The organism is Nocardioides sp. (assembly GCF_051876515.1).
Lineage (GTDB): Bacteria > Actinomycetota > Actinomycetes > Propionibacteriales > Nocardioidaceae > Nocardioides.
Genome location: NZ_JBJEHY010000021.1, coordinates 1 through 18207 on the forward strand (window position 1 = coordinate 1; position 18207 = coordinate 18207).

The following is an 18207-nucleotide window of genomic DNA, read 5'->3' on the forward strand; positions in this document are numbered from 1 at the left end:
ATGGCCGGCGCCCGTTCTGGTGACATCGGCGGCTCGCCGCCGTGGCTCGCGACCTTCCGCAGCTCCCGGCGGGTGCCACGGTCGCGGTCGTCGTCCACGACGGGGGAGTGCCGTACCTGGACACCGTCTACGACGACGACTGGGTCCGCGCGACAATCCCCGATCCCCGCCGCGCGCTGGCCGACCCGGCCACTCTCGTGCCCTGCCGGGGAGGAGACCATGGGTGAGCACGCGCGCGGCGGGGCGTACGACCTCGCGGTCGTGGGGGCCGGGCCCCGGGCGCTCAGCGCCCTGCTCGCGCTTGACGACCAGCTGCCCGAACGGGTGGCGCGACCCCTGGCAGTGCTGCTGCTCGACCCCGCACCTCCAGGTGCCGGCGCCGTGTGGGACCCCGCCCAGTCTCCGCACCTGCTGATGAACGTCAACGCCGACATCGTGGACCTGCGTTCGCGGACCGTACCGTGGACCTGGCGTGAGTGGGCGCGGGCCACGCGGACGGTGGAGGATCCCGACGATCCCTACCCGCCACGCGCCCGGGTCGGGGACCACCTGGTGTGGGCGTACGAGCGGCTGTGCACCTCCCCACGCCTCGACCTCCGCCACGTCCCGGACGTGGTGCGTCGGGTGCGGCGCACCGAGGCGGCCTGGGAGCTGGAGACCGATCGTGCCCCTGGCGTTCCGTGGACGGCGTCGGACGTGCTGCTGTGCACCGGCCACCTCGACGGGGGAGGCGTCGACCACTCCGCGGTGGTCCGGCACGCCCCCGGGCCCGGGCGTGAGCTGGTGGTCCGCGGGGCCGCGCTGAGTGGGTTCGACGTGGTGCTCGACGTGACCGCGGGGCGAGGAGGACGGTGGGTGCGTGACAACGCCGTGCCTTCCGGCCTCCGCTACGTCCGCAGCGGTGCGGAGCCGGACGTCGTACGGCTGCTGAGCCGCGGCGGGGAGCTGATGCTGCCCAAGCCGACGGAGGTCGACCCAGGGGTGGGCGCAGTGGTGCGTGCGGAGACCGTACGGCTCCGCGAGCTCGACGACCCGGACGAGCGGTGGTGGCAGGTGCTGGCCGATGCCACGCTCGCCGCGGCCGCCGCGTCAGGCCACAGCGTCGAGCCCGGCCAGCTGGGCACCGTCCTGGAGGACGGACGCGCTCCGCAGGACCCCTGGCTCAGGTGGACCGACGACCTGCGTCGGGCCGACGGCCACACGGACCCCGACGCAGCCTGGTGGTGGGGCAGAGCCTGGTCCGCGGGCTACCCCGACGTCGTGGCGAGTCTGGAGCGGGCACCCCGGACCAGCTCCTGGGCCCTGTTCCGGAGGCGGGCAGCCCGCCTCGAGCGGTGGGCCTTCGGGCCGCCTCCCGTGACCGTGCGCCGGCTCCTGGCCGTGCACGAGGCGGGCCTGCTCGAGGTCGAGCGGGACCGGGGCGGGCCGGCTGACGTGGTCGCGGTGACCGCGCCGCCCGGCGTGGTCGACGGGGATCGTCGGGAGGCCCCTGACCCGATGTGGGCGGGGCTGCTGCAGGACGGCTGGGTCAGCGTGCGCGACTTCGAACGCGGCGTGTGGACGACGCCGCGGGGGCAGTGCGTGGGTGCCACAGGTTCGGTGACGCCGGGCCTGTGGGTCCTGGGCCGCCCCACCGAGGACCCGGTGATCGGTCACGACACGCTCTCCGGCACGCTGCACGGGGACGTGGCCCGCTGGGCACGGACGTTCGCGGCCCGGGCCGGAGCCGGCCCTCGGCTCCAGACGGCAGGAGGTGTGGCGTGAGCCGTTCCGAAGGGGTGCTGCCGCTGGCGGCCAGGCTCGAGCCGTGGATGGAGCAGCTGGTCGCCGACCCTGACCAGTGCGCCGACCTGGTGGCGCGCTGGGGCTCCCCGGTCAACGTGCACGACTTCGGTGCGCTGGCGCGCAACGCCGGGGACCTGGTGGGCCCCGCGTACGACCGAGGCGTGCGCGCCCGGGTCTTCGTGGCCCGCAAGGCCAACAAGACCCTCGGCCTGGTCGACGCGGCCAGAGCAGCTGGACTGGGGCTCGACGTCGCCTCCCTCGGCGAGCTCGAGCAGAGCCTGGCGCGAGGGTACGACCCTGCCGACCTCGTCCTCAGCGCCGCCGTGAAGAGCCCCGCCCTGCTGGCCCGGTGCGTCCGGGACGGCGTCCTGGTGAGCCTCGACAACACCGACGAGGCCTCCCTGCTCCTCGAGATCGCGCGGTCGGTGTCCGGGCGGGTACGGGTCGCGCTGCGGCTCGCGGTGGTCGCTCCCGACGTGGCGCCCACACGGTTCGGTCTACCTGCCGAGGGCTGGCTCAGCTGGTGGGAGGGGCTCGCGGTCCCCGACCGGGACCTGCTGGCCGTGGAGGGGATCCACTTCCACCTCAACGGCTACGCGGCCCCGGAGCGCCGCACGGCGCTGCGCGCGGCCGTCGACCTGGTCGGCGCGCTGCGCGAGCGCGGCGTGGCCCCCTCGTTCATCGACATGGGTGGGGGCGTGCCCATGAGCTACCTGCTGCACGAGCGCCAGTGGCGCGACTTCTGGCGCGCCGTCGACGGTCAGGAGAACGACGAGGTGACGTGGCGGGGAGACCGGCTCGGACTGGTCGATCCTTCCGCCGCCCGGCCCTCACCGACGACGTACCCGTACTGGCAGACGCCCGTCCGCGGCGCCTGGCTGGCTGAGGTGCTCGACGCCGCCGCAGGGCCGGGACGCCACGGCTCGGTGGCTGACCTGCTGCGCGAGGCGGACCTCGAGCTCCGCCTCGAGCCCGGGCGGGCGGTGCTCGACGGGTGCGGGCTCACCCTGGCCTCGGTCGCGTTCCGCAAGAGCACCAGCGACGGCGTTCCGCTGGTGGGGCTGCACATGAACCGGACCCAGGTCCGCTCGACGTCCGCTGACTTCCTGGTCGACCCGTTGCTGGTCCGCCCGGGCGGCGCAGACCCGGGACCTCCCGTGGACGGCTTCCTGGTGGGGGCGTACTGCATCGAGGAGGAGCTCCTGCTGCGCCGCCGGCTGCGGTTCCCTGACGGGGTGGCGTTGACCGACCTCGTCGCCTTCCCCAACACGGGCGGGTATCTGATGCACATCGTGGAGAGTGCCTCACACCAGATCCCGTTGGCCCGCAACGTCGTGGCAGGACCGTACGGGTGGGTGCTCGACGCCCTCGACGGGCCGGACGCGAACTGAGCCCGTGCGTCAGTCGGTGATGCGGCGCAGCGAGCCCGCGTGACGCCCTGCCAGCTGGTGGTAGAACTCGGCGTTGTGCTCGAGCCACAGCTCCGCCGAGCTGCCCGCGGTCTCCTTCAGCACCTTCGCCGGGGTGCCCGCCGCCAGCACGCCGTCGGGGACGTGCGTGCCGGAGGTGACAACCGCCCCCGCCGCCACCACGCTGCGGGCGCCGATCGTGACGCCGTCCAGAAGGACCGCGCCGTTGCCGATCAGGGACCCGTCGCCGATCGACTGGCAGTGGACGACGCACGCGTGCCCGACGGTGACGTCGGCGCCGATCGTCAGCGGCTCGCCCATGCCGACGTGGACGACGGTGTTGTCCTGGACGTTCGCGCGGGCCCCGACCCGCAGCCCGGCGACGTCGCCGCGCAGGACCGCGCCGTACCAGATGCTCGCTCCGGCCTCGACGGTCACGTCACCGATGAGGGTGGCCGTCGGCGCGACCCACGCGTCGGGGTGGACGGTGGGCGCGACGCCCTCGAACTCGAAGATGTTGCCCTGCACGTCTGACTCCTCGCTCACCTGGCCCGACCTCCGGGCGAGCGTCAGCGTACGGGGAGGGCTCAGGCGCCGCCGGCCGGCATGGCCTCGAGCAGGATCTCCGGGTTGTCGCGGGCGGTGGCGCTGGCGCGCCACTGGTCGGTGAAGAGAGCGACGTACGTGCCGTCGGTGCGCTGGAGCACCTCGCAACCGCGCTTGCCGCGGAGCCCCAGCGCGCCCTCGGCGTCGGTGATCCGCGCGACCTGGTAGTCGAGGCGCGAGAGGCGGATGGGGGAGTTGAACTCGTGCAGCATCCGGTCCTCGACGACCTCGAACTGCAGCGGCCCGACCGCCGCCAGCACGGGCGACTGGTCGCCACGCAGGTCGGAGCGCAGCACCTGCACGACACCTTCCTGGTCGAGCTGCTCGATGCCCTTGCGGAACTGCTTGTAACGACCGATGTCGCCGGCCGTGGCCGTCATGAAGTGCTCGGGCGCGAAGGAGGGCACCGGTGGGTACGCGATCTTGGGGCCGGTGTAGATGGTGTCGCCCACGCGCAGGGCGTTGGCGTTGACCAGGCCGATGATGTCGCCCGGGTACGCGTGCTCCACCGAGGTGGTCTCGCGGCCGAAGACGGTCTGGGCGAACTTGGTCGCGAACGGGCGACCCGTGGTCCCGTGGGTGACGACCATGCCGCGGTCGAACTCGCCGGAGACGATGCGGGCGTACGCGAGACGGTCGCGGTGCGCGGTGTTCATGCCGGACTGCACCTTGAAGACGAAGGCGCTGAACTCGTCGCCGGGCTCGCGCACGGCGCCGTCGAGGCCCTCGGTGGTGCTGGGGCCGGGCGCGAGCTCCACCAGCAGGTCGAGCAGCTGGGCGACGCCGAAGTTCTGCAGGGCGGAGGCGAACATCACCGGGGTCGTCTCGCCGCTGAGGAACGTGGTCTGGTCGTGGTTGGCCTCGTCGAGGTCGAGCAGCTCGTGCTCCTCCACCGCGTTGTCCCACACGTCCTTGTCGTCGCCCTCGACCTGGTCGGCACCCATGCGGCGCTCCGGGGCGATGGTCGCGCCGCCGGCGGTGCGGGTGTACTTGATGAACTCGCCGGTGCGGCGGTCCAGCACGCCGCGGAAGTCGCCGGCCTCGCCGACGGGCCAGGTCAGGGGCGTGGGCCGGATCTTGATCTGCTCCTGGATCTTGTCCATGAGCTCGAGCGGCGACAGGCCGGGGCGGTCCCACTTGTTGATGACCGTGATCACGGGGATGCCGCGCAGGGCGCAGACGCGGAAGAGCTTGAGCGTCTGCGGCTCCAGGCCCTTGCCCGCGTCGACCAGCATCACCGCGGAGTCGACGGCGGAGAGGACCCGGTAGGTGTCCTCGGAGAAGTCGGAGTGGCCGGGGGTGTCGACGAGGTTGACGACGTGGCCGTCGTACTCGAACTGCAGCGCGGCGGAGGTGATCGAGATGCCGCGGGCCTTCTCCATCGCCATCCAGTCCGACACGGTCGCCTTGCGGTCGCCCTTGCCGTGCACCGCACCGGCCTCGTTGATCGCGCGGGCGTGCAGTGCGAGGGCCTCGGTGATCGTGGACTTGCCGGCGTCAGGGTGGCTGATCACGGCGAACGTACGGCGGGGGCGTGAGTCGGACACTGGCTGAATCTAACCGCCCGTGTCGGGTCCCGGCGGGGCCGGGGTAGCCTGACCGCGCCAGTCGTACTCCCCAGGGAGTCAGGGAATCCGGTGCAACTCCGGAACTGACGCGCAGCGGTGAGGTGACGGGCAGGACGTGCCACGCGAGTGGCGGCCACTGGGCTCTCGAGCCTGGGAAGGTGTCCTGTTCCGGTTGATCCGAGTCCGAAGACCTGCTGGCCCTGACGACGGCCGTCGTCGGGTCACCAGTGGATCCCGCGCCTGGGTCCCCGACTCGAAACAGGTTTCCGGTGACACGTTCACGTCCCGACATGTGCCCCGGCGTGCTGCGCCCCTGGCCCGCCGACGATGGCCTCCTCGTACGGCTGCGGTTGCCGGGTGGGCGTCTGGCGGTGGACTCCCTGCTCGCGCTGTCGGAGGTGGCGCAGTCGTCCGGCGACGGGCGGGTGCGGCTGACGTCGCGTGCCAACCTGCAGGTACGGGGCCTGCCGGAGGCGCCGGGTCGTGCCGGGGTGCTCCCGCCCGAGGTGGTGGCGGCCCTCGCCGGGACGGGGTTGCTGCCGAGCGCCGCCCACGACGTGTCGCGCAACCTGATGGCCTCGCCGACGAGCGGCCTTGACGCTCGGGGTTGCGACGTGCGGCCGTACGTGCGGGCGCTGGACGAGGCCCTGCTGGCTGATCCCGCGGCGGCGGCACTGCCGGGGCGGTTCCTGTTCCTGCTCGACGACGGTCGCGGCGACCTGGTGGGTCGTACGAGTGACCTGGCCGCCGTCGGGGTCGGCGGTGGCCGGGCGCAGCTGCGGGTCGGTGGGGCGTGGTCGGACGTCGTGGCGTGGTCGGAGGTACCGGCGCGGTTGGTGGCGATGGCTGCGGCATTCCTGGCGGTTCGAGGTGCGGGGGCCGGTGCGGCCTGGCACGTGGATGAGCTGCCGGAGCCGTTGTGGGCTCCGTCGCCGCCGGATCCGGGACTGCCCGACCCGGGGCCGCCGCTGGCACACGGGGCGACGCCCGCCGGCCTCCACGTGGCGGTCGGTCCCGAGGGGTTGACCCCCTCGGACGTCGCCGACCTCGCGTCCCTCGCCCAGCACTGCTCCCACGTCGTCGTCACCCCGTGGCGCGGCGTCCTCGTACCCCAGGAAGTTCGATGATCCCCGACGTCTTCACGCCCCTCCAGCCCACCCGCCGGTACCACTACGTCGACTCCGGTCCCGAGATCTACGTCGACTCGTTCGCCACGATCCGCCGCGAGGCCGACCTGGGCGCGGTGCCCGCCAGCGCGGAGAGGACGGTGGTGCGGATGATCCACGGCAGTGGCCAGGTCGATCTTGCGGGCGACGTGGTGGTGGACGAGCGCTGCGTACCGGCGGCGCGGGCCGCACTCGAGGCGGGCGCGCCGATCCTGTGCGACGCGACGATGGTGGTGCGCGGGGTGACCCGGTCCCGGCTGCCGGCCGACAACGAGGTGCTCTGCTTCCTCGACGACCCGCGGGTGCCGGGGTTGGCGTCGGTGTGGGGGACGACGCGTACGGCGGCCGCGGTGTCGCTGTGGGAGCCGCACCTGGCCGGCGCGGTGGTGGCGATCGGCAACGCGCCGACCGCGCTGTTCCACCTCCTGGAGCTGCTGGTCGACGGGGCACCGCGCCCGGCCGCGATCGTCGGCTGCCCGGTCGGCTTCATCGGTGCGGCGGAGTCGAAGCTGGCCCTGGAGCAGTTCGCGGAGACGAGCGGCATCGACATCCCGTTCATCACGGTGCGCGGGCGGCGTGGCGGGTCGGCGATGACGTCGTCGGCGCTGAACGCGATCGCGCAGGAGGTGGAGTGATGGGCCACTTCTACGGCGTCGGCGTGGGCCCGGGCGACCCCGAGCTGATGACGCTGAAGGCGGCGCGGCTCGTCGCGGCGGCTGACGTGGTGGCGTACCACGCGGCTGCAGGGAAGGAGTCCAACGCGCGCCGGATCGCCGCGGGGCACTTCCGGCCTGACGTCGTCGAGGTGGAGCTGGTGTACCCGGTGACGACCGGGACGACGGAGCACCCGGGCGGGTACCGGGGTGCGCTCGCGGACTTCTACCGCGACTCGGCGGACAGGCTGGCCGAGCACCTCGACGCCGGGCGCGACGTGGTGCTCCTCTCGGAGGGCGACCCACTGTTCTACGGGTCGTACATGTACATGCACGACCGGCTCTCGCAGCGGTACGCGACCGAGGTGGTTGCGGGTGTGCCCGCGTTCCTGGCGGCGGCGGCCACGGTGGCCTCGCCCCTGGTGCGGCAGACGGACGTTCTGACGGTGCTGCCCGGAACCCTGCCGGAGCCGGAGCTGGCCCGGCGGCTGGCCGACACCGACGGCGCGGTGATCATGAAGCTGGGGCGGACCTTCCCCGCGGTCCGCCGGGCGCTCGCGGCGGCCGGTCGGTTGGAGCACGCGTTGTACGTCGAGCGGGCCTCGATGCCTGAGGAGCAGTGGCGTCCCGTCGCGGAGGTGGACCCGGCCTCGGTGCCGTACTTCTCGCTGGTCGTGGTGCCCGGCGACTCCCTCAACGGCACGCGGTCGCGGACGTCGCCGGGTCTCGACAGGCTCGACCACCGGGAGCCGGTTGAGCCTGTCGAAGCCACCGAGCTCCTCGTGGTCGGCCTCGGTCCTGGCCCGGACCGCTGGCAGACGCCGGAGGTGCGGGAGGCGTTGGCGTCGGTCTCGCACGTGGTGGGGTACGCGCCGTACGTGAACCGGGTGGCGCAGCGTCCGGGCCTCACGCGTCACGCGAGTGGCAACAGCGTCGAGGTGGACCGGGCGCGTCATGCGTTGGACCTGGCGTTGGCGGGGGAGCGGGTCGCTGTGGTCTCGGGTGGGGACGCGGGCGTGTTCGGGATGGCGGCGGCGATCTTCGAGGCTGCCGAGGACCCGCGGTACGCGAGCGTGCGGGTGCGGGTGCTGCCGGGGGTGAGCGCGGTGCAGGCGGTGGCTGCGGCTGCGGGTGCGCCGATCGGGGCGGACTTCGCGGTGCTGTCGCTGTCGGACCGGTTGAAGCCGTGGCCGGTGGTCGAGGAGCGGTTGCGGGCGTTGGCGGTGGCGGACCTGGTGGTGGCGTTGTACAACCCGGCGTCGCGGTCGCGCACGGAGCAGATCGGTCGGGCCCGCGAGGTGCTGCTGGAGCACAAGGCGGCGGACACGGTCGTGGTGGTGGGCCGTGACGTGGGCCGTGCGGAGGAGGAAGTGCGGGTGACGACGTTGGGCGAGCTGGACCCGGCCTCGATCGACATGAAGTGCCTGGTGCTGGTGGGTGCGAGCAGCACGCGGGTGTCGCCGGCGGGCGTGTGGAGTCCGAGGTTCGTGCGATGAGCGCAGGAACCGGTGTGGTGTTCGTGGGCGCCGGTCCGGGTGCGGCGGACCTGTTGACGGTCCGGGCGGTGCGGCTGCTGGGGGAGGCGGACGTTGTCCTGTACCCGGGGACGTACCTCGACGAGGCGGTGCTGTCGCACTGCCGCGCGGGGTGCCGGGTGGTGGACACGCAGGGCCTGGACCTGGACCAGATCACCGCGTCGATGGTGTCCGCCGCTCAGGCGGGGGAACGGGTGGTGCGGCTGACGTCGGGCGACCCGTCGCTGTACTCGGCCCTGCACGAGCAGACGGCCCGGTTGGACGCGGCTGGGGTGGAGTGGTCGGTGGTGCCGGGGGTGCCGGCGTACGCGGCGGCTGCCGCACTCGTGGGTCGCGAGCTGACGGTGCCCCGGGTGGCGCAGAGCGTGGTGCTGACCCGGATGCAGGCCCGGTCGACGCCGATGGGTGCCGGCGAGGACCTGGTGGCGTACGCGACGTCGGGGGCGACGGTCGTCCTGCACCTGGCGATCACGCGGATCCGGGAGCTGATGGCGGAGTTGCAGTCGGTGCTCGGCGCGGACTGCCCGGTCGTGGTGGTGCACCGGGCGAGCCAGCCGGACGAGCAGGTGCTGCGCGCGTGCGTCGGCGACGTCGCGGACGCGGTGGAGCAGGCCGGGTTCCGGCAGGCGGCGGTGGTGCTGGTGGGTCGGGCGCTCGCCGACCGCGCGGACGGTGCGGGCGAGTCGTTCCTGTACAGCGCGGACCGCCCTCGGAAGAGTCGTGCCCTGTCCGTCGAGGGTGGCTGAGCGGCCGTGGAGCTGTACGAGGCGATGAACCGTCGCCGCGACACGCGGTCGGAGTTCACGGGTAGCCCGCCAGCGCCCGAGGTGCTGGATCGTCTGCTCCGTGCGGCGCACAGTGCCCCGAGCGTGGGGATGAGCCAGCCGTGGGTGTTCGTGACGGTGCACGCGGAGGAGACGCGCCGAGCCTTCCGTGACCACGTGGCGCAGCGTCGTGAGGAGTTCGCGTCGCTGCTGGAGGGGGAGCGTGCCGACACGTTCGCGCGGATCAAGGTCGAGGGGATCATGGAGTCCGGTCTGGGGATCGTCGTCGGCCACGACCCCACGACCGCTGGCGAGGTGGTCCTCGGCAAGCAGACCGTCGCGGACACCAGCCTGTTCTCGGTGTGTCTGGCGATCCAGAACCTGTGGCTCGCCGCGACCGCGGAGGGCATCGGTGTGGGGTGGGTGAGCTTCTACCGCGAGGAGTTCCTCGCGGACCTCGTGGGCTTCCCTGAGCACGTACGCCCGGTGGCGTGGCTGTGCGTCGGTGAGGTCGCGGCGCTGCCCGAGGTGCCGGACCTGGAGCGGTTCGGTTGGCGGGCCCGCGGGCCGCTGGAACGGGTGGTCCACGCGGAGCGGCACGGCTGGTCGTAGGGCAGGCGTCGTCACGGGCGTCTCGCGAATCTGACGTCACCGTTCGGGAGGCGCTGGGCGGCGTAGTGGGGGTCGTGGACCCGATGGTGGTGGTGCGAGCACAGCAGGACGCCGTCGGCGAGGTCGGTCCTGCCGCCACGGGACCATGGTGTCCAGTGGTGCGACTCGCACCAGCTGCCGGGGATGGTGCACCGTTCAGCCCGGCAGCGTCCGTCCCTGAGTCGCAGTGCCCGGTTCTGGGCGGGGGAGAAGAGGCGTCGCCCGCGCCCGAGGTCGAGGACCTCGCCGCGCCGACCGAGCACGGCGGGGACGATCTTGGCCCGGCATGCCAGCCGGCGCGCCTCGTGGGCGGTGAGGGTGTCGGTGCCGTCGCCGGGGATCTGGGTGTCGATGGCGGCGGTGCCGAGGTCGGCGCGCAGCGCGTCGAGGGTCATCGTGACCACGAGCGTGGTGGCGTCGCCACCCTGGCTGGGGAGCCGTGTGGGGTCGAGGTCCTCGAGAAGCTGGCAGAACGCACGCGCCAGCTTGCGCGGGTGGGGCTCGCGAAGCGTGGCGGTCCCGGTTGCGACGGCCTGGACCTGCGGGAGTGCCGCGCGCGGGCTGGTGTACGCGTGCAGGTAGGTCGCGAGGCGTACGGCCGCGGCGTCGGGGAGCAGCGCGGTCAGTCGGGTGGTGCCGTCGCCGAGAGCGCGCAGCGTGAGCCGCGCCTTGCTGCGGGCGTTGGCCTCGAGTTCTGCCAGTGCGCGGGCCTCGGCTGCCTCGGCGATCTCCGGCGCGACGAGCTCGAGCACCCGACGTCCGAGGCGGGTGAGGACGGTGGCGTCGAAGTCGCGCGCGTGGTCGACGAGCGCTGCCTCCGCTCGTGCGGTGATCTCTGGACCGACGTCGGCCGGCAGCTGGTCCAGGGCGCGGCAGATCGCGTGCGCCTGCTGGAGGGAGACGGATCCTTCGCGCATCGCTGTGGCCACCGCGGGGTACCGACGGTCGAGGGCCTCGGCCAGTCGTACGTCTGCTGCGGCGTCGCCTCGCCGAGACCGCGTGGCGACGGCGAGCCACGCCCCGGCATCTCGAGCGGCGGTCTCGGTGGCCACGTCGTCGGCTGCGGCGAGGACCCGTAACCGCAGCTCTGCGAGTTGTGCCTCGGCGGCCGCCAGCTCGAGCAGCAGTCGCTGCTTGTCGGAGGTGTCCATGAAGATCGGATTGACGCCCGCGACGGACTTCAACGCCTCGCGTACCGACTCGATCGTCTCGACCGCGTGATGTGCCACCAGAACCACCTCCTTGCCTCCGACGGTATCGAACACATGTTCGAATGAACAAGTGGTTCAGACCTCTTTCGGGGGGTGCGGCAGAGGGCCTTGCGGCGAGACGTTCGGGGCCCCGGGTGCGTGGGCGGCCGTCAGCCCTGCCAGGTTGTCGAACGTCGCGCGACCTCGTACAGCGCCTCGACCTCACGCTCGGTCATCCGAGCGGGGAGCTTCGTCAGGTACTGGCTGATGCGTCGCCGCGTGAGCACCACGACTGCGCCGTCCTCGGGCTGCTTCTTCACCGTGAAACCGTCGGCGGCGCCCATGACGGCGATGAGGGCGGTGGCGGTGACGGGGAAGCCCGCCTGTTCGGTGAGGAGCCGCGCGGCCCGGCGCGCCTCGTGCCGGCTGTTGCGGATGTACGGCACCCGCTGACCGTTGACCATGAACGTGTCGCCGCCGACCCAGACCGACGCCCGCGGGTGGTGCTTCGCGTTCACGGTGAAGACCCCCGCGGGGCCGATGACGACGTGGTCGATGTCGGAGCCCCGTTCCCCGACCGGTACGGCGTGGACGACCCGCCACTGCGGCCCGAGCCTGGCGAGCTGGGCGGCGACGGCCTCCTCTCCGTCGGCGCCGATACGCCACGCGCGCTCGTCCGTCCTGACGCCGAGCAGCCTGGCCAGGACGTGGCGTACCGGGCCCTGGGCTTCCCGTTCCGCGAGGGCCCGCTCGCGCGCGGCGGCCCCGGCCCGGTTGGTGCTCAGGTCGTGCCACGGGGGCGCGTCTGGAACGGCGGGGACGGGTTCCGGCGGGGCCGTCTCCTCAAGGGTCGACGGGGACTCCACGACCGGGGTGGGCGCTGGCTCGGCCTCAGGCTCCGTGACGGTGTCCGTCTGCTCTCCGGCGAGGTGGTCGCTGATCGCCTTCTCCAGCAGCGGGAGGTTGGAGAGGTCGTCGGAGTGGTAGCGACCGGTCTTGAGGTCGTAGTGCCCCAGGGCGGTCCCGCCGGGTGTCTCCGCGTACAGCCGCTCGTGCCCGAAACGGGCCCACCGGCGGACGATCCAGTCGGTCACGGTGCCTCCTTCACGGAGGCAGGGTGGCAGCGAACCGGCCCGGGCGCAGGCGGTTTCGACGAGTAGGTGGTGCTGGATCAGCGGCGTTGTCGGACCCCGCTGCCACGATGGAGTGATGGACGAGGAACGGACACGGTTGGAGGAGGAGCGCCTGCACGTGCAGGCGCGGCTGGCTTCGCTGCGCGACGAGTACGGAGCGGTGGTCGCCGCGTCGAAGGACACGAACGCCGACGACGAGCACGACCCGGAGGGCGCCACCATCGCTTTCGAACGTTCCCAGATCGGCGCGCTCGTGGAGCAGGCACGACGGCATCTCGGGGAGATCGATGCCGCGGTCGGCCGCCTCGACGACGGCTCGTACGGCGTGTGCGAGGGGTGCGGCGGGTCGATTGGTGAGGGCCGGTTGGAGGCGCGGCCAGTGGCGCGGACGTGCATCGGGTGTGCGGAGTAGGAGGTACGCCGGTATGGGCGAGGGACAAGAAGCGTCGGCGAGCGCCATACTGCCGGGGTGAGGTACGCCGCGCTCCTCGTCGTCACCGTCGCGCTGACGGGCTGCACTGACACGGGTGAACGCGCGGAGGCCGACTGCCAGGCGCAGGTACGGGGCGGGGAGACCGTCTACACCTCGTACGGGATGACGGACCTCAAGGCCTCGCCTGCGGGGATGGCTGACCGCGCGGAGTGTGACGACGTGGGGGAGGGCGCCGGGGGTTCGACGTTCCCCGAGGACCCGGAGCAGGTGAGGGCGTGGGTGTTCGACGACTTCCCGCCCGAGAAGGTCGTGGGCGTCCGCTACGGCGAGGATGAGCTCGGGGTCTTCATCTCCGATGACGTGCAGCCGGACGAGCGGGAGCGGATTCACGCACAGCTGACGGAGTGACGTGCGCGGTCCGGCTCAGGACATGGCCTGTGGTCCCGTTGTCGCCGGATCCGCTGCGGAGCCCCGGCCGATGGCGGAGTCTTGGTGATGTGTGGACCTGGAAATGCCAGCGACTCGGCCGCGCCTGCATCGAGACTGGTGTGCATGACGGAGGACTCACAGGGTGCCGACGGCCTGCGGACGCTGTACGAGGAGCTGCTTGACCTCGTGCCGGCGGAACTGCACGGAGAGTACGGCGAGGTGTTCTACTCCGGGGCCAGCGCCTTTCGGCAGTCGTCGCGGCTGTACCTGCTGGGGTTCAACCCGGGTGGGGACCCGTCGGACCCAGCCCTGGACCACTACACGATCGGGGCCGACGTCCAGGCGTCCCGCGAGCCCGGTCGAAGCGACTGGTCCGGATTCGATGACGACTGGCGCGCGTTCGGGCCCGGCGCCGTGGCGTTCCAGCGGCGCGTGCGCCACCTGCTCACCGCCTGCGGGATCGCGGATCCCCGTGTGGTCCCGGTGAGCAATGCGATGTTCGTACGCAGCACGAGCGTCGAGACACTCGACCCGCAGCGAGCGCAGGCACTCCTGTACGCCTGCTGGGCGGTTCACGAGAGGGTCATCACGGCCCTCGGCGTCACAGTTGTGGTCTGCTTCGGGCAAGCCGCGGGCGAGTGGGTCCGCGCTCAGGTCGGCGCGCTAACGGCTGCCGCGAGCGACACCTTCGTCGAGGACAACCGGCGACGGTGGCGGAGCACGACCCACGTGGGCCGCGACGGGATCCACATCGTGACGCTGACGCACCCGAGCAGGGCGGACTGGACGAAACCGGGCACCGACCCCAGCGGGCTCGTCGTCCGAGCACTGGAACGGGCTGGCCGTTGGACAGTAGCGCCGAGTACGTGGAGGGAGCTCACCTGATGGCAGGAGAGGCCGGTTCCTTGTGCCGGCACTGAGACCGACCTGTTCCGGCTCTGTACCGGACGAGGACGAATGGGGGCGCCATGGATCCCGTCCTGCTACCTTCCGAAGGTGCGCTCACTCGCCCCGTGGCTTGCTGGCCTGGTCGCCCTCGTTGCGCTCTGGCCTGTGCTCTGCATGTCTGCGGAGGACGGGCCAACGACCTGCCAGAGCGCGGTCCTGATCCCGCTGCCGTGGGGCGAGCACTCCGACACGTGGGGGATCGCGGTTGCCGTGGCGGGGGCTGTGCTGGCTTTCATCGTTGTCCGCGCCCTGACCCGGCGCCCTCGTCAAGCTGCCGACTGACGAGGCGGGACGCTCGCGCGCACATGGGAGGAGTGCCGCCGGGAGCCCGGCCCACACCGTCCTACGACGACTCGCGTGCGGAGGACAAGATGCGGCGCACGACTTCGCGGTCGTCATTGTCGAACACGAAGACGGCGAACTGGCCCGCGTAGGCGTAACCGCTCCACCGGACTCTCCCGTCCTCGGAGTCCTTGACCACCCCGGGGCCGTGGACCGGGTCGAACAGGTCCGATCCGTAGAACGTGACGCCGTCCTCGAACGTGCACGGTGAGCCGTCCGGGTCGCCCCAGCGCGCGATCTTGGCGTCGCACCCGCTCGTGTCCTGCTTCTTCCAGTGGCCGGGGATGTCGACGCTCACGCCCTGGTGCTCGATGGTCTGCCACTCCAGCCGCGATGCGGGCTGCTCAGGCGGCGACGGTTCTTCGCCACCGCGAACCAGCCACACCGCCGTACAGATCACGGCGGCAGCAGCCACCACGGCGAGGATGCGGAACCGGGGCGCCGGCGCTCGACTCATGGCAGGGAGACGTGCGGAGGGACTGACCGGTTCCCCAAGCCGTACGGCTGTGGCGGCCGACCGGCGAGTGAAGTGCCTCCCCTACAACCCCAAACTCCACTGAGTCACCGTCCGCGCCGGCGTCCACCCCGTGAACGTCCCTACCGGTGCGGTCGTCTCCACGGCCAGCCGGGTCAGCTCGCCGCCGTGCTCGGCGTACGCAGCAGCCAGCAGGGCCTCAGTCTCCAGCGTCACCCCGTGCACCACGAGCCGACCGCCGGGGCGCAGGGCGGACAGGCAGGTGTCGAGGACTCCGGGGCGGGTGGCTCCGCCGCCGATGAAGATGGCGTCCGGGGCGTCGAGGCCAGCCAGGGCGTCGGGTGCTCGGCCCTCGACGACCACGAGGTCCGGGACGCCCAGGGCGGCCGCGTTGCGGCGTACGCGGGCAGCGCGCTCGGGGTCGGCCTCGACCGCCGTCGTACGACACGTCGGATGGGCGCGCATCCACTCGATCCCCACCGAACCAGCGCCCGCCCCCACGTCCCACAGGTGCTCGCCCGGCCGCGGCGCCAGGCGAGCCAGGGCGGAGGCGCGCAGGTCACGCTTCGTCAGCTGACCGTCGTTCTCGAACGCCTCGTCCGGCAGCCCCGCCACCCACGCACTCCGCGCCGGAGCGGGGCCAGCGCCGTCCCCGCACTCCACCGCCAGCACGTGCAGCGGGGGACACCCCGACGCCTCCAACCAGTCGCGCACAGCACGCTCGTCACGGCCCTCCGAGGCCGCGCCCAGGTCCGACAGCAGCGTCATCGTCGCGTCGCCGTGCCCGACCGCCACCAGCAGGTCGGCGACCACCGACGGCGACTCGGCCCCCGACGTCAGCAGCAGCATCCGACGCCCCGGCGCCACCTCCCGCAGCAACCGCGACTCGTGGCGTCCGACCAGCGTCACCACCACTGACTCCTCGGCCGACCAGCCCATCCGCGCCCGCGCCAACGCCACCGACGACACGCCCGGGAGCACCCGCAGCGACGATGCCGGCACCAGGTCACGCAGCGTCGTCGCGATCCCCGACACCGTCGGATCGCCCGACGCCAGGACCACCACGTGCTGCCCCGCCGTCTCCGACAACAGCCCCGGAAGTCCCGCCCGCAGTGGCGAGGGCAGCGCCCGGCGCGCGGCTCCGGCCGCCAGCGACGAGACCAGTTCCAGGTGCCGCGCCGCCCCGATCACGACGTCGCACGAGGCGAGCACCGACGCGCCGCCGGGAGCCAGCGAACCGTCCGCGTGCACGCCCACCACCGTCACGCTCGCAGGGGTCACGGGGGAGGACTCGTCATCGGGGCGGGGCTCGTACGACACCCGCCGGACGGTACAGTGCGGCTCGCACTACGTGAGGTGCCCCTGCGGCCCAACCGTCGGAAACGGCGGGGACGGACAACGGGGAGAATCTGGGAAGCCGGTGAGAGTCCGGCACAGGCCCGCTGCGGTGAATCAGGCCCTGGAGACAGGGACCCGAACAGTCCGAAGACCGGCCTCACGCCACGCCAACCACTTGGCCACATGAGCGGGAGCCTCAGCGATGCCACTGCACTACCCATTTTCTGCCGTCCTCGGATGCGACCCCACGGTCCCCGACGGCCTCGACGACATGGGCCTCGCCCTCGTCCTCACCGCGATCAGCCCCGCCATCGGCGGCGTCCTCGTCCGCGGCCAGAAGGGCACCGCGAAGTCGACCACCGTCCGCGCACTCGCAGACGTGCTGCCGCCGGTGGCCGTCCGCGAGGGTGACCGGTTCTCCGCCGACCCCGCCGACCCCGCCGACACCTCGCCGGACGAGGTCTCCACCGCCGACGCACCCGTCGTACGCCGGCCCGTCCGCCTCGTCGAGCTCCCCGTCGGCGCCACCGAGGACCGCGTCCTCGGGTCGCTGCACCTCGGCAAGGCGCTCTCGCGCGGCGAGGTCGAGTTCGAGCCCGGCCTGCTCGCCCGCGCCCACCGCGGCCTGCTGTACGTCGACGAGGTCAACCTGCTCCACGACCACCTCGTCGACCTCGTCCTCGACGCCGCCGCCACCGGCAACGTCAGCGTCGAGCGCGACGGCGTCTCCCTGACCCACCGCGCCCGGTTCGTCCTCGTCGGCACCATGAACCCCGAGGAGGGCGAGCTGCGCCCCCAGCTCCTCGACCGCTTTGGGCTGACCGTCGAGGTCGCCGCGCCCACCTACCCCGCCCAGCGCGTCGAGGTCGTCCAGCGCCGCCTCGCCTACGACGCCGACCCCGCCGCCTTCGTCGAGGCGTGGCAGCCGGGGCAGGAGCAGGTACGCGTCCGCGTCGCCGCCGCCCGGACCCGCCTCGGCGACGTCCACATCTCCCGTGCCGCTCTGCTCAAGGTCGCCGAGGTCTGCGCCGCCTTCGAGGTGGACGGGCTGCGCGCTGACATCGTCACCACCCGTACGGCGCTCGCGCACGCCGCCTGGCACGGCCGCGACGCCGTCACTCGCGCCGACATCCGCGCCGCCGCCCTGCTCGCGCTCCCGCACCGGCGGCGCCGCAACCCGTTCGACGCGCCCGGCCTGGACGAGGCGCTGCTCGACCAGATCCTCGGGGACGAGGAGCCCGAGCCGGATCCGCCCAGCCCGTCGGATGACGACGGCCCGGCCTCCGAGCGCAGCGAGGCGGAGGCGGGTGGCCCGGCACCGGACAGCGCCGGAGAGTCGTCGGCCTCGACCGACGGCGGCGCCCCCGAGGAGCCATGCGGGGCGGCGCAGAGCCCGGCCGGGGGATCCACTGGCTCACACGGCGAACGTCGCAGCTCAGCCGGGGCGCCGTACCGCCCGCGGCTGTTCACGGTGGACGGCGTCGGTGAGGGCGCACCGGGACGCCGCAGCCGCGCACGGAGCCGCAACGGCCGCCGCGTCGGGGCCCGCCCCGGTGCCACCGGGAGCCTGCACCTCGTCGAGACCCTGCGCGCCGCCGCCGACCGCCTCGCCGCGGCGGGGGAGCGGCCGCGCAGCGCCGGCGTACGGTTCCAGCCCGCGGACCTGCGCACGGCCGTGCGCGAGGGCCGCGAGTCCAACCTCCTCGTCCTCGTCGTCGACGCCAGCGGTTCGATGGCCGCCCGGCGTCGCATGGGACACGTCAAGACCGCCGTGCTCTCCCT

General features: G+C 72.9%; 17 protein-coding genes and 2 riboswitches. Of the genes, 11 read left to right on the plus strand and 6 right to left on the minus strand.

Going from position 1 to position 18207, the window contains the following annotated elements:
• The first annotated feature begins 219 nt into the window (after nucleotides 1-219).
• Nucleotides 220-1764, plus strand: coding sequence for an FAD/NAD(P)-binding protein (locus ACI379_RS01035; protein ID WP_439790200.1), 1545 nt, complete (start codon nucleotides 220-222; stop codon nucleotides 1762-1764).
• Nucleotides 1761-3176: an alanine racemase gene (locus ACI379_RS01040; RefSeq protein ID WP_439790201.1), complete on the plus strand. Its 1416-nt coding sequence runs from the start codon at nucleotides 1761-1763 to the stop codon at nucleotides 3174-3176. The genes ACI379_RS01035 and ACI379_RS01040 overlap by 4 nt, the downstream gene beginning before the upstream one ends.
• Nucleotides 3177-3185: 9 nt before the next feature.
• Here ACI379_RS01040 and ACI379_RS01045 read toward each other — a convergent pair whose 3' ends face one another.
• Both ACI379_RS01045 and ACI379_RS01050 read right to left on the minus strand, forming a co-directional pair.
• Nucleotides 3186-3740, minus strand: a complete 555-nt coding sequence (locus tag ACI379_RS01045; RefSeq protein WP_439790202.1) for a gamma carbonic anhydrase family protein — start codon at nucleotides 3738-3740, stop codon at nucleotides 3186-3188.
• Nucleotides 3741-3781: 41 nt separating this feature from the next.
• The gene (locus ACI379_RS01050) at nucleotides 3782-5347 is read right to left on the minus strand and encodes a peptide chain release factor 3 (RefSeq protein ID WP_439790203.1); all 1566 of its coding nucleotides are present in this window, start codon (nucleotides 5345-5347) and stop codon (nucleotides 3782-3784) included.
• Nucleotides 5348-5388: 41 nt separating this feature from the next.
• A riboswitch (cobalamin riboswitch) is annotated at nucleotides 5389-5581 on the plus strand.
• Between the two features lie 56 nt (nucleotides 5582-5637).
• Between ACI379_RS01050 and ACI379_RS01055 the strand changes: the two genes are divergently transcribed.
• The 5 genes from ACI379_RS01055 to bluB are packed head-to-tail and all read left to right on the plus strand — an operon-like array spanning nucleotide 5638 to nucleotide 10098.
• A complete protein-coding gene (locus ACI379_RS01055; RefSeq protein WP_439790204.1) occupies nucleotides 5638-6495 on the plus strand; it encodes a nitrite reductase in 858 nt (285 codons plus the stop codon).
• On the plus strand, nucleotides 6492-7169 hold the full coding sequence (locus ACI379_RS01060; protein WP_439790205.1) for a precorrin-8X methylmutase: 678 nt from the start codon (nucleotides 6492-6494) through the stop codon (nucleotides 7167-7169). Before ACI379_RS01055 ends, ACI379_RS01060 begins: the two co-directional genes overlap by 4 nt.
• Entirely contained in the window at nucleotides 7169-8683 is a 1515-nt protein-coding gene (locus ACI379_RS01065) for a precorrin-2 C(20)-methyltransferase (protein WP_439790206.1), read from the plus strand. Before ACI379_RS01060 ends, ACI379_RS01065 begins: the two co-directional genes overlap by 1 nt.
• On the plus strand, nucleotides 8680-9468 hold the full coding sequence (locus ACI379_RS01070) for a cobalt-precorrin-4/precorrin-4 C(11)-methyltransferase (RefSeq protein WP_439790207.1): 789 nt from the start codon (nucleotides 8680-8682) through the stop codon (nucleotides 9466-9468). Before ACI379_RS01065 ends, ACI379_RS01070 begins: the two co-directional genes overlap by 4 nt.
• Nucleotides 9469-9474: 6 nt before the next feature.
• Nucleotides 9475-10098: a 5,6-dimethylbenzimidazole synthase gene (bluB, locus tag ACI379_RS01075; RefSeq protein ID WP_439790208.1), complete on the plus strand. Its 624-nt coding sequence runs from the start codon at nucleotides 9475-9477 to the stop codon at nucleotides 10096-10098.
• A gap of 11 nt (nucleotides 10099-10109) precedes the next feature.
• Here the strand turns inward: bluB and ACI379_RS01080 are convergent, their stop codons facing one another.
• Nucleotides 10110-11366 (minus strand): DUF222 domain-containing protein, encoded by a 1257-nt coding sequence (locus ACI379_RS01080; protein ID WP_439790209.1) that lies wholly within the window; start codon nucleotides 11364-11366, stop codon nucleotides 10110-10112.
• Nucleotides 11367-11497: 131 nt separating this feature from the next.
• Complete coding sequence (locus ACI379_RS01085) at nucleotides 11498-12421, minus strand: nuclease-related domain-containing protein (RefSeq protein WP_439790210.1); 924 nt, start codon at nucleotides 12419-12421, stop codon at nucleotides 11498-11500.
• 115 nt (nucleotides 12422-12536) lie between these two features.
• Between ACI379_RS01085 and ACI379_RS01090 the strand changes: the two genes are divergently transcribed.
• From ACI379_RS01090 to ACI379_RS01100, 3 genes are all read left to right on the plus strand, one after another.
• Complete coding sequence (locus tag ACI379_RS01090) at nucleotides 12537-12872, plus strand: TraR/DksA family transcriptional regulator (RefSeq protein ID WP_439790211.1); 336 nt, start codon at nucleotides 12537-12539, stop codon at nucleotides 12870-12872.
• Nucleotides 12873-12929: 57 nt separating this feature from the next.
• Nucleotides 12930-13301 (plus strand): DUF6281 family protein, encoded by a 372-nt coding sequence (locus ACI379_RS01095; RefSeq protein WP_439790212.1) that lies wholly within the window; start codon nucleotides 12930-12932, stop codon nucleotides 13299-13301.
• Nucleotides 13302-13439: 138 nt separating this feature from the next.
• Nucleotides 13440-14207: a hypothetical protein gene (locus ACI379_RS01100; RefSeq protein ID WP_439790213.1), complete on the plus strand. Its 768-nt coding sequence runs from the start codon at nucleotides 13440-13442 to the stop codon at nucleotides 14205-14207.
• Between the two features lie 406 nt (nucleotides 14208-14613).
• On the opposite strand, the gene ACI379_RS01105 is transcribed toward ACI379_RS01100, so the two are convergent.
• Complete coding sequence (locus tag ACI379_RS01105; RefSeq protein ID WP_439790214.1) at nucleotides 14614-15027, minus strand: hypothetical protein; 414 nt, start codon at nucleotides 15025-15027, stop codon at nucleotides 14614-14616.
• A gap of 123 nt (nucleotides 15028-15150) precedes the next feature.
• Entirely contained in the window at nucleotides 15151-16407 is a 1257-nt protein-coding gene (cbiE, locus tag ACI379_RS01110; RefSeq protein WP_439790215.1) for a precorrin-6y C5,15-methyltransferase (decarboxylating) subunit CbiE, read from the minus strand.
• A 30-nt stretch (nucleotides 16408-16437) separates the two neighbouring features.
• Nucleotides 16438-16587: riboswitch (cobalamin riboswitch) on the plus strand.
• Between the two features lie 40 nt (nucleotides 16588-16627).
• On the opposite strand from cbiE, the gene ACI379_RS01115 reads away from it, so the two are divergent.
• On the plus strand, nucleotides 16628-18207 hold a 1580-nt coding region (locus ACI379_RS01115), incomplete at its 3' end, for an ATP-binding protein (protein ID WP_439790216.1).

Excerpts from the sequence above, each read along its gene's own strand:
- ACI379_RS01035 (WP_439790200.1), top strand. The coding sequence starts at position 220 with ATGGGTGAGCACGCGCGCGGCGGGGCGTACGACCTCGCGGTCGTGGGG.
- ACI379_RS01060 (WP_439790205.1), top strand. The coding sequence starts at position 6,492 with ATGATCCCCGACGTCTTCACGCCCCTCCAGCCCACCCGCCGGTACCAC.
- ACI379_RS01065 (WP_439790206.1), top strand. The coding sequence starts at position 7,169 with ATGGGCCACTTCTACGGCGTCGGCGTGGGCCCGGGCGACCCCGAGCTG.
- ACI379_RS01070 (WP_439790207.1), top strand. The coding sequence starts at position 8,680 with ATGAGCGCAGGAACCGGTGTGGTGTTCGTGGGCGCCGGTCCGGGTGCG.
- ACI379_RS01090 (WP_439790211.1), top strand. The coding sequence starts at position 12,537 with ATGGACGAGGAACGGACACGGTTGGAGGAGGAGCGCCTGCACGTGCAG.